This window comes from Streptomyces sp. NBC_01717 (assembly GCF_036248255.1).
In the GTDB taxonomy this organism is placed as follows: Bacteria; Actinomycetota; Actinomycetes; order Streptomycetales; family Streptomycetaceae; genus Streptomyces.
Genome location: NZ_CP109178.1, coordinates 6,682,479 through 6,695,347, shown reverse-complemented (window position 1 = coordinate 6,695,347; position 12,869 = coordinate 6,682,479). Strand labels below are relative to the sequence as shown.

General features: G+C 70.7%; 13 protein-coding genes and 1 pseudogene. 9 read left to right on the top strand and 5 right to left on the bottom strand.

The features are described 5' to 3' along the window. Window positions 1-152: 152 nt before the first annotated feature. Entirely contained in the window at window positions 153-431 is a 279-nt protein-coding gene (pspAA, locus tag OHB49_RS30300) for a PspA-associated protein PspAA (RefSeq protein WP_329164126.1), read from the bottom strand. Between the two features lie 10 nt (window positions 432-441). Continuing rightward, on the bottom strand, window positions 442-1,224 hold the full coding sequence (locus tag OHB49_RS30295) for a PspA/IM30 family protein (RefSeq protein ID WP_030933623.1): 783 nt from the start codon (window positions 1,222-1,224) through the stop codon (window positions 442-444). 296 nt (window positions 1,225-1,520) lie between these two features. Here OHB49_RS30295 and OHB49_RS30290 point away from each other — a divergent pair, with 296 nt between their 5' ends. From OHB49_RS30290 to OHB49_RS30280, 3 genes are all read left to right on the top strand, one after another. Beyond that, window positions 1,521-2,120: a DUF3043 domain-containing protein gene (locus OHB49_RS30290; RefSeq protein ID WP_329164125.1), complete on the top strand. Its 600-nt coding sequence runs from the start codon at window positions 1,521-1,523 to the stop codon at window positions 2,118-2,120. A gap of 134 nt (window positions 2,121-2,254) precedes the next feature. Continuing rightward, on the top strand, window positions 2,255-2,965 hold the full coding sequence (locus OHB49_RS30285) for a class I SAM-dependent methyltransferase (protein ID WP_443079678.1): 711 nt from the start codon (window positions 2,255-2,257) through the stop codon (window positions 2,963-2,965). An 83-nt stretch (window positions 2,966-3,048) separates the two neighbouring features. Beyond that, entirely contained in the window at window positions 3,049-4,140 is a 1,092-nt protein-coding gene (locus tag OHB49_RS30280; protein WP_030970772.1) for a S1C family serine protease, read from the top strand. A gap of 79 nt (window positions 4,141-4,219) precedes the next feature. On the opposite strand, the gene OHB49_RS30275 is transcribed toward OHB49_RS30280, so the two are convergent. Beyond that, window positions 4,220-4,429: a hypothetical protein gene (locus OHB49_RS30275; RefSeq protein WP_030970770.1), complete on the bottom strand. Its 210-nt coding sequence runs from the start codon at window positions 4,427-4,429 to the stop codon at window positions 4,220-4,222. Between the two features lie 96 nt (window positions 4,430-4,525). Here OHB49_RS30275 and OHB49_RS30270 point away from each other — a divergent pair, with 96 nt between their 5' ends. The 5 genes and pseudogenes from OHB49_RS30270 to OHB49_RS30250 all read left to right on the top strand — a co-directional run. Then, window positions 4,526-5,728, top strand: coding sequence for a bifunctional adenosylcobinamide kinase/adenosylcobinamide-phosphate guanylyltransferase (locus tag OHB49_RS30270; protein ID WP_030970762.1), 1,203 nt, complete (start codon window positions 4,526-4,528; stop codon window positions 5,726-5,728). 29 nt (window positions 5,729-5,757) lie between these two features. Then, window positions 5,758-6,585 (top strand): class I SAM-dependent methyltransferase, encoded by an 828-nt coding sequence (locus tag OHB49_RS30265; RefSeq protein ID WP_329164124.1) that lies wholly within the window; start codon window positions 5,758-5,760, stop codon window positions 6,583-6,585. 115 nt (window positions 6,586-6,700) lie between these two features. Beyond that, complete coding sequence (gene cobT / locus OHB49_RS30260) at window positions 6,701-7,819, top strand: nicotinate-nucleotide--dimethylbenzimidazole phosphoribosyltransferase (RefSeq protein WP_030970758.1); 1,119 nt, start codon at window positions 6,701-6,703, stop codon at window positions 7,817-7,819. 89 nt (window positions 7,820-7,908) lie between these two features. Then, the gene (locus tag OHB49_RS30255; protein ID WP_329164123.1) at window positions 7,909-9,687 is read left to right on the top strand and encodes a phosphatidylglycerol lysyltransferase domain-containing protein; all 1,779 of its coding nucleotides are present in this window, start codon (window positions 7,909-7,911) and stop codon (window positions 9,685-9,687) included. Continuing rightward, window positions 9,684-10,418: pseudogene (locus tag OHB49_RS30250) on the top strand (hypothetical protein); the annotation flags it as partial. The gene OHB49_RS30255 and the pseudogene OHB49_RS30250, both read left to right, overlap by 4 nt. Here the strand turns inward: OHB49_RS30250 and OHB49_RS30245 are convergent. Then, window positions 10,364-11,125 carry a hypothetical protein gene (locus tag OHB49_RS30245; protein WP_329164122.1) on the bottom strand — a complete coding sequence of 254 codons (762 nt, stop codon included), beginning with the start codon at window positions 11,123-11,125 and terminating at the stop codon, window positions 10,364-10,366. The pseudogene OHB49_RS30250 and the gene OHB49_RS30245 overlap by 55 nt on opposite strands. An 87-nt stretch (window positions 11,126-11,212) precedes the next feature. Here OHB49_RS30245 and cobS point away from each other — a divergent pair, with 87 nt between their 5' ends. Then, complete coding sequence (cobS, locus tag OHB49_RS30240) at window positions 11,213-11,992, top strand: adenosylcobinamide-GDP ribazoletransferase (RefSeq protein WP_329164121.1); 780 nt, start codon at window positions 11,213-11,215, stop codon at window positions 11,990-11,992. A gap of 34 nt (window positions 11,993-12,026) precedes the next feature. Here the strand turns inward: cobS and OHB49_RS30235 are convergent, their stop codons facing one another. Then, on the bottom strand, window positions 12,027-12,836 hold the full coding sequence (locus OHB49_RS30235; protein ID WP_443079581.1) for an endo alpha-1,4 polygalactosaminidase: 810 nt from the start codon (window positions 12,834-12,836) through the stop codon (window positions 12,027-12,029). Window positions 12,837-12,869: the final 33 nt, after the last annotated feature.

The following is a 12,869-nucleotide window of genomic DNA, read 5'->3' as shown; positions in this document are numbered from 1 at the left end:
TCCGTCCGCCTCCAGACCCGGGCGCAGAACGTATCGATCCGGACGAAACGGTCCGGCCGCACGACGTACCGGTCCGGACAGCGCTCTGCCCCGCGGCCGGCGGACCGGACACGGGGCAGAGCGCTTGCGTGCGGGTGCTGGAGCGGCTGACGTCAGCCAGGGATCAGACCGTCGTCGCTGAGCATGTCGCGTACCTCTTCGAGGGTGGCGTCGGGCGACGGCAGGATCAGTTCGGACGGCTCCAGGGAGTCGTCCGGCAAGGGTGTGCCGAGCTCGCGCACCCTGGCGAGGAGCGCGTGCAGAGTGGTGCGGAAGCCTGGGCCGTCACCGCTCTCCACCTCGGCGAGCAGTTCGTTGTCGAGCTTGTTCAGCTCGGCGAGATGACTGTCGGCCAGGGTCAGCTGGCCCTCCCCCATGATCCGAACGATCATGACGCCTGCCTCACTGCTTGTCGAACTTGTGCGGGGACTGCGACGACTGCTGCTGGGCGGCGTCCTGCGAGCCGCCCTCGATCGCCTGCTGCGGAGCGGAGCCACCGGCCAGCTCGGCCTTCATGCGCTGCAGCTCCAGCTCCACATCCGTACCACCGGAGATCCGGTCGAGCTCGGCGGCGATGTCGTCCTTCGCCGTCCCGGTCGGGTCGTCGAGTGCGCCTGAGGCGAGCAGCTCGTCGATCGCACCGGCGCGCGCCTGCAGCTGCTGGGTCTTGTCCTCGGCCCGCTGGATCGCCAGGCCGACGTCGCCCATCTCCTCGGAGATCCCGGAGAACGCCTCGCCGATCCGGGTCTGCGCCTGGGCGGCGGTGTAGGTGGCCTTGATGGTCTCCTTCTTGGTGCGGAAGGCGTCGACCTTGGCCTGCAGGCGCTGGGCCGCGAGAGTGAGCTTCTCCTCCTCGCCCTGCAGCGTCGAGTGCTGCGTCTCCAGGTCGGTGACCTGCTGCTGGAGGGCCGCCCGCCGGGACAGCGCCTCGCGGGCCAGATCCTCACGACCGAGCGCGAGCGCCTTGCGGCCCTGGTCCTCCAGCTTGGACGTCTGGCCCTGCAGCTGGTTCAGCTGCAGCTCCAGGCGCTTGCGCGAGGTCGCCACATCGGCGACACCGCGGCGCACCTTCTGAAGCAGCTCCAGCTGCTTCTGGTACGAGTAATCGAGGGTCTCGCGCGGATCCTCGGCCCGGTCAAGGGCCTTGTTTGCCTTCGCGCGGAAGATCATCCCCATACGCTTCATGACACCGCTCATGGGCTTCGCGCGCCCCCTTCTGACGGACTGGGCTCCAGCACTCCAACAGAACCCACAGTACGGGCCCTGTCTCTATTACCGCACTGTTCGAGCAAGGATGTGGTCCTCCCCAAGGACGACTGCTCCCGGTCACAGCTCCGGCCCAGGGAGTAGGTGGCTGTCAGGGAAACCGGCGGCAACGTCCGTTCTGCCCCTCTCGGGACGCATGTGAGGACGCAGGCCGTTGCCGGATCGTTCCCGACCGGGCTGGGGTCGCCGCCGCCGACCCCGTACCCTTGGGTTTTGTGTTCCGTAGCCGTTCGAAGGAAGAGAAGGCGCCCACCTCCAAGGTGACGGCGGACCTCTCCACGCAGCCCCGCGACCCGCAGTCACCCAAGGGTCGCCCCACCCCCAAGCGCAGCGATGCCCAGTCGCAGCGCCGTCGTGCCTCCAGTGGCGCGCCGCTCGACCGCAAGGAGGCCATGAAGCGCCAGCGCGAAGCGCGCCGCGTGGACATGGCCAAGCAGCGGGAGGCGCTCGCGAGTGGCGACGAGCGCTACCTGCCGGCCCGTGACAAGGGCCCGGTGCGACGCTTCGTCCGCGACTTCGTGGACTCGCGCTTCTGCATCGCGGAGTTCTTCCTGCCGCTCGCAGTGATCATTCTGATTCTCAGTGTGATCCAGGTGCAGAACATCCAGAACATCTCGCTGCTGCTCTGGCTCGGCGTGATCGTGCTGATCGTCATCGACTCGATCGGTCTCGCGTTCCGGCTGAAGAAGCAGCTGAACGCGCGCTTCCCCGATACGCCGAAGCGCGGCGCGGTCGCCTACGGACTGATGCGTACGCTTCAGATGCGCCGGCTCCGTCTGCCGAAGCCGCAGGTCAAGCGCGGAGAGCGGCCCTGAGTACGGAGGTCTCCGGCTCAGTCGCCGGTCGGTCCGTCGGTCCGCCTCGCCGCGGCGGCACCACCTCGTTCTCCGGGGCCTCTTCCACCTGGCTCAAAGGGCTCGGTGGGCTGCGCAACACCGTCCGCCAGGAGCTGGTCGCCCGGCAGCTCGACGAGCAGATCGCCGCGCGCTTCCCGGTCGGGCAGCGACTGCGGGTCCTCGATGTGGGCATGGGACAGGGCACCCAGGCACTGCGGCTGGCCCGGGCCGGTCACACGGTGACCGGTCTGGAGTCCGACGCCGAGATGCTGCGGGTGGCCCGCGAGGCACTCGCCGACGAGCCCGCGGGCATCCGGGAGCGGGTCCGGCTGATCGAGGGCGACGGCCTGGAGACCGGCGTGCACTTCCTGCCGGGCAGCTTCGATCTGGTGCTCTGCCACGGCGTGCTGATGTACGTCCAGGAGCCGGACGCGATGCTGGCGGGCCTGGCCCGGATGCTGGCGCCCGGCGGATTGCTGTCCCTGCTCGTACGGAACGGGGACGCGCTGGCGATGCGGCCCGGCACCGCCGGGGACTGGGACACCACGCTGGCCGCGTTCGACACGGACGCGTACACCAACCGGCTGGGACTGACGGTCCGGGCCGACCGGCTGGACGACCTCACCGCCACACTCGCCGGGATCGCGGCGCCGCTGCACGCCTGGTACGGGGTGCGGATCTTCACGGACCACATGAGCAATGACGTGGAACTGCCGGCCGCGGCGGAACTGGACCGGGTACTGGCCGCGGAGGACCGGGCCGGGCGGACGGACCCGTACCGCAGGGTGGCGGCACTGCTCCATCTGTGCGGCGTGCGGGGCTGAGCGCCACCCCGTAATAGCGGGCGCCCCACTCGATCGGCTGCGCCCACCAGGCCGCCAATGGGGTCAAAAGCAATAATCCGGACATGGATGCTTCCCATTCACGTAACCGTGCCCGCCGGTTGCTGCTGCCGCTGACGGCAGGCCTCTGCGCCATAGCCCTGGTGGGCGGCTGCTCCGGATCGACATCGAACGCGTCGCAGGCGGGTGCCACGCCGTCGGGCGCGGGCCAGCAGGCTTCGACCACCCCGTCCGCCGACGAGCTGCAGACCGATTTCCAGACCGTCATCAAGAACGTCCTGCCGTCGGTCGTGCAGATCGACGCCTCCAACAGTCTCGGCTCAGGCATCGTCTACGACGACAAGGGCCATATCGTCACCAATGCCCATGTGGTGGGCGAGGAGAAGACCTTCAAGGTCACCGTCGCCACCGGCGAGAAGGTGCTCAGCGCCTCGCTGGTCGCCGCGTATCCGGAACAGGACCTGGCCGTCATCAAGCTCGACGACGTGCCGAGCGGGCTGCAACCGGCGACGTTCGGCGACTCGGAGAAGGTCGAGGTCGGTCAGATCGTGCTGGCGATGGGCTCGCCGCTCGGGCTGTCCAGCAGCGTCACCCAGGGCATCGTTTCGGCGGTCGGCCGGACCGTGACCGAGAGCCGCGCGGGCGGGGGCACCGGGGCGACCATCGCGAACATGGTGCAGACCTCGGCGGCGATCAACCCGGGCAACAGCGGCGGCGCACTGGTCAATCTGGACAGCGAGGTGATCGGCATCCCGACCCTGGGAGCGGTGGACCCGGCCATGGGCGACAGCGCCGCGCCGGGCATCGGGTTCGCGATCCCCGCCTCGATGGTCAAAACGGTGGCCGACCAGATCATCAAGAACGGCAGGGTCACCGACTCGGGCCGGGCGGCACTGAACATCACCGGCCGCACGGTCGTCGACGACAACTACCAACCGGCCGGGGTGGCGCTGGTCAGCGTCACGAAGGGCGGCGCCGCCGACAAGGCGGGGCTGCGGGTCGGCGACATCATCACGAAGATCGGCGACACACCGGTCACGACGATCACCTCGCTGTCGGAGGTACTGGCCGGCGACAGGCCGGGTCAGAAGGTCACGGTGACGTATCTGCGCGACACCGCGCAGAGGACCGCGGACGTCACGCTGGGCGAGATCTGACCGCCTGCGGAACCGCACTCGCGCAGGCCCCGGGTACCGACGAACGGCACCCGGGGCCCGTGCATGCCGGTGGAACAGGTCAGCCCTGGTCGGCCTGGAGACTCATGGGGCCGTAGATCTTCGTCGCGTCCTCGAACAGCGTCACCTGGTCCGCGCCGCCTTCGAGGAGTTCCTTCCAGAACTCGCCGATCCAGGACTCCGCGTCGCCCTGGGTCGTGAATTCCTCCGGCTGCAGGGCCGGCTCCGTCTCCGTACCGTCGGACTTCTCGAACCGCCACGTCCACGCCATGTCCGCCTCCTGGGTCACGTTGCTGCCCGCAGCCTAGTGGCTGGACGCGCAGGGTTGGTCGAGCAGTCGGTGCGGGGACGCGGGAGGATCAGGAGCGTGGAACTGACTCTGCTCGGCACCGGAGCCCCCGACGGGCTGCCTCGCCCCGAATGTCCGTGCGCCGCCTGCGCCACCGCCCGTGGTCCGCGGGCGCGGGCCGCGACCGCGTTGCTGGTCGACGATGCGCTGCTGCTCGATCTCACTCCGGGGGCCGTGTTCGCGGCCGCCCGTGCGGGGCATTCGCTGACCGGCGTACGGCAGGTCCTGCTCACTCATCCGCACGACGGGCCCGCCATGGAGCTGCCCGCCGGGCTGCCCCCGGCCGCCCGGGTGCCGGACGGGCAGGAGCTGACGCTGATCAGTGGGCACCGGATCCGGGCGGTGTCGATGGACGCGCCGGGGACCGGATACGAGGTGACGGGCCCGGAGGGCGAGCGGCTGCTGTACATGCCCCCGGGGGGCGCCCCCGCCGGTCTCTCGGACCGGGTGGCGCAGCCGTACGAGATGGTCGTCGGTGATGTGACCGGCCGGCCGGACGCGGTGGCCCGGCTGCGGGCCGTCGAGGCGATCGGGCCGGCCACCGAGGTCATCGCCGTCCATATCGACCACGACGCACCGCCCGGCCCCGAGCTGAATCGGCGGCTCGCGGCGTCCGGGGCGCGGACCGTGCCGGACGGGACGACGCTGGTGGTCGGCGACTACCAAGCCGTACCGGATGTCCCGCGGCGCACGCTGGTGACGGGCGGTGCGCGGTCCGGGAAGTCGGTGGAGGCCGAGCGGCGTCTGGAGACGTTCCCCGAGGTGGTGTACGTGGCGACCGGCGGCGGCCGGGACGGCGACGCGGAGTGGGCTGCCCGGATCGGTCTGCACCGGGAGCGCAGGCCGGCCGCCTGGCGCACCGAGGAGACCTGCGAACTGGCGGAGCTGCTGGAGTCGGACGGGCCGCCGCTGCTGATCGACTGCCTGTCGCTGTGGCTGACGGACGCGATGGACCGGGTGGACGCCTGGTCCGACGCGGCGTGGGCGAACGGCGGCGAGACCGCGCTGCGGGAGCGGATCGCCGAACTGGTCGGCGCGGTGCGCGGGACGCGGCGTACCGTCGTCGCTGTGACCAATGAGGTCGGCTCCGGCGTGGTGCCCGCGACGGCCTCCGGGCGGCGGTTCCGGGACGAGTTGGGGCGGCTGAACGCCGCGTTCGCCGACGAGTGCGAGCACGTATTGCTGGTGGTGGCCGGGCAGGCAGTGACACTGCGCGGCTGACGGAACGGCGGAGCGGGAAGGGAGCGGACATGGCACGTGTACGGCCGATGCTGGACGGGGTTCCGGAGACCCTGTTGTGGACGCTCTACAACCGGGCGTACGAGGCGGGGCAGCCCTATCCCGTCATCGACGACCCGATGGCGCTGCAGCTGGTGGCGGACCTCGACTACCCCTTCGAGGAGCGGTTCGGGCGGCCTGACGCGTTCCACTCGCAGGCGCAGGCGCTGCGTTCGCGCTGCTTCGACCTGGCGGTGGAGGGCTATCTGCGCGCCCATCCGCAGGCCACCGTGGTCGGGCTCGGCGACGGTCTGGAGACCGGCTTCTGGCGGGTCGACAACGGCCGGCTCAACTGGCTGAGCGTGGAGCTGCCGGAGGTCGCCGCGCTGCGCCGTACGCTGCTGCCCGCGTCGGACCGGCTGCGGACGCTCTCCCGTTCGGCGACCGACCTCTCCTGGCTGGACGAGATCGAGGACCCGGCCGGCCGGGGGGTGGCCGTCACGACGCAGGGGCTGCTGATGTATCTGGAACCTGCCGAGGTGCGGAAGATCCTGGCGGGCTGCGCCGAACGGCTGCCGGGCGGCGTACTCGTCCTGGACTCGATGGCGCGCTGGCCGGCGCGAGGGACGGTGGCCGGTACGTCGAAGGTCGGCTCCATGACCATCCCGCCGATGCGCTGGGCGATGAACCCTCGCGAGCGGAAGAAGCTGCGCAGTGCGCATCCGAACATCACCTCGGTGCACGCCCTGGGGCTGCCACGCGGACGGGGTGCGATGGGCGAGCTGATCCGGCTCCAGCACCTGACCCCTGGTCTGCGGACGCTGACCCCCGCGATGACGCTGCTGCGGTTCGGTGCCTGATCCACCGCCCGCCGTACTGATGGGGTGTCAGAAATGTGGCAGGTACTGTTCCGCAATGAGCCCGGCGGCGGGCTCACCGGCCCACACCACGTAACGACCCGCGAGGCAGACCCCCGTGAATCTGGACGACTTCTCCGACCTGATCGAACGCCCCGACGGCGGCGTACGACGCGACGCCGAGGAACGCCGGGAGCGGCTGATCGTGCCCCCGGGTGCCCTCGGCCGCCTCGACGAGCTGGGCGAATGGCTGTCGGCCGCGCAGCAGGCCGTACCGGTCAAGCCGATCGAGCAGCCGCGTGTGGTGCTCTTCGCCGGTGATCACGGGGTGGCCGAGCTGGGCGTCTCGGGCCGTGCGGCCGGGTCCGCGCACGAGCTGGTGCGGGCCACGCTGGACGGTGCGACGCCACTCGCAGTGCTGGCCCGCCGCTTCTCCGTACCGGTGCGGATCGTCGACGCCGGCCTGGACTGCGATCCGGAACTGCTGCCCGAGTCGGTCGTACGTCACCGGGTGCGGCGCGGCAGCGGCCGGATCGACATCGAGGACGCGATGACGGCCGAGGAGGCCGAGCGGGCGGTGCGGCTCGGGATCGCGATCGCCGACGAGGAGGCCGACTCGGGCACCGATCTGGTGGTGCTCGGCGATCTGAGCGTCGGCGGCACCACTGCGGCGTCCACGCTGATCGCCGCGCTGTGCGGCACGGACGCCTCGGTGGTCACCGGGCGCGGCGGTGCGGGCATCGACGATCTCGCCTGGATGCGCAAGTGTGCGGCGATCCGGGACGCGTTGCGACGGGCCCGGCCGGTCCTCGGTGACCAGCTGGAGCTGCTGGCCACCGTCGGCGGCGCCGACCTGGCGGCGATGACCGGATTCCTGTTGCAGTGCGCGGTGCGCAGGCTGCCGGTGATCCTGGACGGCGTGGTCTCCTCGGCGTGTGCGCTGGTCGCCCAGCGGGCCGCCTTCCGGGCGCCGGACTGGTGGCTGGCGGGCCAGGTGAGCGGCGAGCCGGCGCAGACGAAGGCGCTGGACCGGATGGCACTCAACCCGCTGCTCGACCAGGGCGTCATCGTGGGCGAGGGGAGCGGGGCCCTGCTGGCGCTTCCGCTCGTGCAGGCCGCGGCCGCGCTGGCGGCGGAGCTGCCCGAGCGCGCACCGGCGGACACCGGCGAGGACGTCGAGAAGGACGGCGACGAGGCCGGGACGACCGGCGAGAACGGCGACACGGCCGACGACTGACAGACCTTGCCGGGCTGCGGCCGCCGGCCACGGACACCGGCCGCAGCACAGCCTCTCGTGAAGCGCGATGCCCCATATGATCGCTTTTCATGGGAGAGGTCCGATTGGCCGGTGGGGGTGCCCGGCGGAGCACCGTCCGCTCACGACGCAGCGCGGCATTCGCCATCTGGTACCTGCGTGCCGTGTCGTTCATCAATTTCCTGAGCGCTGTCTGGGTCACGCTCGGCCAGGACCTCCGGCGGCACAACACCCAGAACTACTTCACGCCCTATCTGCTCACCGCGGGCTTCTCCTCCGGGGTGGTCGCACTCTTCCTGGCGGTCACCATGCGCCGCCGCAAGCGGGCCGCTTGGATCGTCAACATGGTGCTGAGCGGTCTGCTGCTCCTGCTCTTCGCCTTTGTGATCTCGTTTCCGGAGATCCGGCAGTACCCACAGAACTGGATCTCCCTGGCACTGACCGCCGCGTTCGTCCTGGCGCTGCTCCTGGGCCGGCGCGAGTTCTACGCCAAGGGCGACAGATCCAACCCGAAGCTGGCGGCCCTGGTCGCCGTCGGCGGCCTGCTGATCAGCTCGCTGATCGCGACCCTGCTCGTCACCGTCACCAACACGGCCGACGACGAGTACCGCTCGACCTTCCTCGACCGCTGGCGCTACGGCGCGCTGCGGTTGATCTCGGTCGCCGACAACTCCCGCTTCCCCGGCATCACCGTGCCCGGCTGGGTCGATGTCGTCATCAACATCCTGTCCACCCTGCTGCTGATCGCCGTCGTGTACGCGGCCTTCCGCTCCCGCCGGGCCGTCGACCCGATCACCCCGCAGGACGAGGACCGGCTCCGCGTCCTGCTCGACAGGAACGGCGACCGCGACTCGCTCGGCTACTTCGCACTGCGTCGGGAGAAGAGCGTCGTCTGGTCACCGACCGGGAAGGCCGCCGTCGCCTACCGGGTGGTCGGTGGAGTCTCGCTCGCCTCCGGTGACCCGATCGGCGACCCGGAGGCCTGGCCCGGCGCGATCGAGCCGTGGCTCGCCGAGGCCCGCGAGCACGGCTGGATCCCCGCCGTGATGGGGGTGAGCGAGGAGGGCGGCACGGTCTACGCCCGGCACGGGCTCGACGCGCTGGAACTCGGCGACGAAGCGATCGTGGAGACGGCCGAGTTCACCCTCGACGGGCGGGCGATGCGGACCGTCCGCCAGGCGTACAACCGGGTCAAGCGCGCCGGGTACGAGGTGACCGTCCGCCGCCACGCGGACATCCCCGACGACGAGATGGCCGAACTGCTGCGCCGCGCCGACGACTGGCGCGACGGGGAGACCGAGCGCGGCTTCTCGATGGCCCTCGGACGGCTCGGCGACCCGGCGGACGGGCAGTGCGTGATGCTGGCGTGCCGGGACAGCGGTGACGCCCCGGGGCAGGGCGAGTTGCGTGCCGTACTGAGCTTCGCCCCCTGGGGTCCGAACGGTCTCTCGCTGGACCTGATGCGCCGTGACCGGAACTCCGAGAACGGCCTGATGGAGTTCATGGTCATCGAACTCCTGGAGCGTGCACCGAAGATCGGGATCACCCAGGTGTCGCTCAACTTCGCGATGTTCCGGTCCGTCTTCGAGAGGGGATCACGGCTCGGCGCCGGACCGGTGCTGAGGCTGTGGCGCTCGCTGCTCAGCTTCTTCTCGCGCTGGTGGCAGATCGAGTCGCTCTACCGCGCCAACGCCAAGTACCGACCGATCTGGGAGCCGCGCTTCATGCTCTTCGAGAAGAGCTCCGACCTGCTGCGCATCGGCATCGCCGCAGCCCGCGCCGAAGGTTTCCTGGAGGCCCCCGGCCTGCCCAAGTGGATGCACCGCTCGCATCTGGGGACCCGTAGATGAGACCGGTGACCGCGCTGCGCACAGCCGCCCGCCGCGAGTGGGGGCCGCTGCTGTCGACCGTACGCTGCGCGCTCACCGGCTCCCGGCTGCGGGCCGTGCCGATGACGCTGGGGGTGGTCTGCCTGACGGCCCTGCTCCAGGTGGTGCAGAACCAGTCCTGGGGCCGCCGGCCGGTGCAGGTCCTCGGCTCGGTGCGGGCCGAGGACCCGCTGTGGATCGCCCTGCTGCGTACCCCGCTGTCGCTGTTCGTACCCGCGCCGGATCTGCCGGTATGGGGTGCGCTGGTACAGGTCCTGGTGGTGTTCGGGATCGCCGAGATCTGTCGGGGCCGGAAGCGCACCCTGTTGATCGCGTACGTCGCGACGCCGGCCGGGACGTTGTACGCACGGGTCGCCGTCGCGGTCGGCCCCGGCGGGCTGTTCGGACTGCCCGCATCGGACGCACAGGTCGTCGACACCGGCCCGTCGGCGGCGGTGGTCGGGATCGCGGTGTATCTGTGCCACGCCTACCGGGCCTGGTTCACCGGGGCGGTGGTGATCGCGGCGATGGTCGTCGAGGTGGTCCTCAAGAACAACCTGGCGGGCAAGGAGCATCTCGCGGCGATCGTCGCGGTGCTGATCCTGTGCGGCCTCACGGCCCGGCACGACCGGCGCCGCCATCTGCGTGCCCGCCGCGGTCAGGATTTGCGCACCGGGGCCGGGATCCGGTCCGGCGCGCCGCCGATCAGGTCCTCGAATCTGCGGCGCGGCCGCACCCAGCGCCGGTCGTGGTGGTACGCGCGCAGCACCGCCCTGGAGCGGGCGCGGTGCCGGTTGCGGTAGAAGCGCTTCGCCCACTTCGACGTAGGCCGGGCCAGCCGGATCGCGCCGAACAGAGCGACGAACGGCACGAGGGTGCCGATCACCGCCATCCGGGCCTTGCCCTTGAAGAGCGCGATCAGCACGAAACAGAAGTTGACCAACAGGGTCAGGATGATGCCGAGCCGTCCCTGCTCCTGATCGCTGGTCAGTTCGTTCACCCCGAGCGGCGAGAAGCCGCCGAGGAGGAGCAGGACGAGCGCCGCGGTGAGGACGACGACCTCCACGCTCTGCCGGCCCTCTTCGGTCCAGTACACGTCGTCGAGATGGAGGATCAGGGCGAACTCGTCCAGAACCAGCCCCGCGCCCATCCCGAAGATCACCGCGCAGATGCCCGCCGTGACACCGTGCCGCCCGCTGGAGACCGCACCGAAACCGCCGATCACCGTCAGCACCACACCGGGCACCACATGGTGGACGTGCACGCCACCGGGTGTGATGTTGCGGAACGGGCCCTTCCCGGCCCTGATCAGCCGGGTGATGAGACGGGTGATGGCGAAGGTCAGCACGAAGGCGGCCAGCGCGAGGAGCAGGGGCAGCTTCCCCGGCTCGACGAAGTTCTGATCGAACCAGTGACCCATGCCACCCTCTCCCGATGATCCATTTTGTGGCGTTCTGCAGCGTTTCGGCCAATCTATCGACCTGGAGGAGCGATTAGCCTGCGCGCCGTGACCTCCCCGAACAGCCACGGCATACGTTTCGCCTTCGGCACCCTGACCGTCCTCCCCGTCCGCGTCACCCGCTGGGACCGTGAAGCGGCCCGCGCCGGGATGCTGTGCGCCCCGCTCGCCGGCCTGGTGGTGGGGCTGGCGGCAGCGGTGCCCGGTGCGCTGTTGCTGCTGTTCGGCTCGGGGCCCCTGCTCGCCGCGGTCGCCTCGGCCGCGGTGCCCGCAGTCCTCACGAGGGGACTGCATCTCGACGGCCTCGCGGACACGGCGGACGGGCTCGGCAGCGGCAAACCCGCTCAGGACGCGCTGCGCATCATGAAGCAGTCCGACATTGGGCCATTCGGTGTGATCACGCTGCTGTTCGTGCTGCTGGCCCAGGTCGCCGTCCTCCACCAGCTCTACGGGCAGGGCTGGGCGTACGGCGCGATGGCGGCGGTCGTCGCCGGGGTCACCGCCCGGCTCGCGCTCACGCTGGCATCCCGTCAGGGCGTACCGCCGGCCCGGCCGGAGGGGCTGGGTGCGGCGGTGGCGGGCACGGTTCCGCTGCGGGCGGCGGCAGGTGCGGCCGCGGTGGTGGTGGCCGCGTGCGCGGGGGCGGGAGCGGTGTTCGGCGGGTACGCGCCGTTGCACCAGGGACTTGCCGTGGTGGGCGGGCTGGCCGCCGCGCAGGTGTTGCTGCGGCACTGCGTACGGAGATTCGGCGGGGTCACGGGGGATGTGTTCGGGGCGGTCACGGAGGTGGCGGCAACAGGGGCGCTGGTGGGGCTGGCCCTGGGCTGAGAGAGTGCGAGGCGGTCAGATTACCGATATGTCGTCAATTGCCGGACGGGCCTGACGTACAGCTCCGGCGCCAGACTCCGAGTTCGTACTTCTTCCGCAGTGAGCTCAGGCGCAGCTTCTTCGACTGCGGGCAGAACCGCGCCACCGGCACCTCGTACTCCACGTGGAACACCGCCTTGTCCGCCTCGATGAACGGTGTGAGGGCGGCGCACTCGTCGTACTGCGCGCACTGTTCGTCGACCGCGAAGTCGAAGTCCGGCTCCAGCTGCGCGATCTGGTCCAGATCGTTCTTCAGACCGACGGCCAGTCCGTGACGGTGGGCGATGCGGGCGACGAGCCGGTTGTAGCGCAACTGGTCGACGGCGGTCAGCGGGAAACCCGTCCGGTTGCGGTAGCCGTCCATGTTGTCGGGTTCCACCGCGTCGAAGCCCTTCCTCGCGCACATCTCGATCCGGGCCTCCATCAGCGGTTCCAGCACGTCCGTGCGGCGGATGTCGAGCCAGCGCTCCCCCGGCCAGCCGTTGCCCCTCCCCCGTACCGAGGCGGGAAACATCGCGGCGTCCGGGCGGAAGTCCTCCCAGGCTCCCGTGGACACGTAGCAGATGACCTTGCGGCCCCGGCGGTGCAGATCTGCGACCGCCGACGCGTCGTGCTCGAAGCCGTCGATGTCGTACACCGGGACGTCCACGGTGGGGTCGAGGCGGCCGGAGAGCTGCCACTGCCAGTCGGCACCGGGCCTCGGCCGCCAGCGCTCCGCGGGGCCGGATTCCGGCGCCGGGGTGCAGCCGGACAGGACCGCCGACAGAATCAGTACGGCGGTCAGCGCCGGTCCCGGTCCCGACATGCGTGCAGCCCACTGGGCGCGCATCCCTCTCCC

What these genes read in the sequence shown, in the direction of transcription:
- OHB49_RS30265 (WP_329164124.1), top strand. Translation starts at nt 5,758, where the DNA reads ATGGCACGTGTACGGCCGATGCTGGACGGGGTTCCGGAGACCCTGTTG.
- pspAA (WP_329164126.1), bottom strand. Translation starts at nt 431, where the DNA reads ATGATCGTTCGGATCATGGGGGAGGGCCAGCTGACCCTGGCCGACAGT.
- OHB49_RS30295 (WP_030933623.1), bottom strand. Translation starts at nt 1,224, where the DNA reads ATGAAGCGTATGGGGATGATCTTCCGCGCGAAGGCAAACAAGGCCCTT.
- OHB49_RS30235 (WP_443079581.1), bottom strand. Translation starts at nt 12,836, where the DNA reads ATGTCGGGACCGGGACCGGCGCTGACCGCCGTACTGATTCTGTCGGCG.
- OHB49_RS30245 (WP_329164122.1), bottom strand. Translation starts at nt 11,125, where the DNA reads ATGGGTCACTGGTTCGATCAGAACTTCGTCGAGCCGGGGAAGCTGCCC.
- OHB49_RS30255 (WP_329164123.1), top strand. Translation starts at nt 7,909, where the DNA reads ATGGGAGAGGTCCGATTGGCCGGTGGGGGTGCCCGGCGGAGCACCGTC.
- OHB49_RS30275 (WP_030970770.1), bottom strand. Translation starts at nt 4,429, where the DNA reads ATGGCGTGGACGTGGCGGTTCGAGAAGTCCGACGGTACGGAGACGGAG.
- OHB49_RS30280 (WP_030970772.1), top strand. Translation starts at nt 3,049, where the DNA reads ATGGATGCTTCCCATTCACGTAACCGTGCCCGCCGGTTGCTGCTGCCG.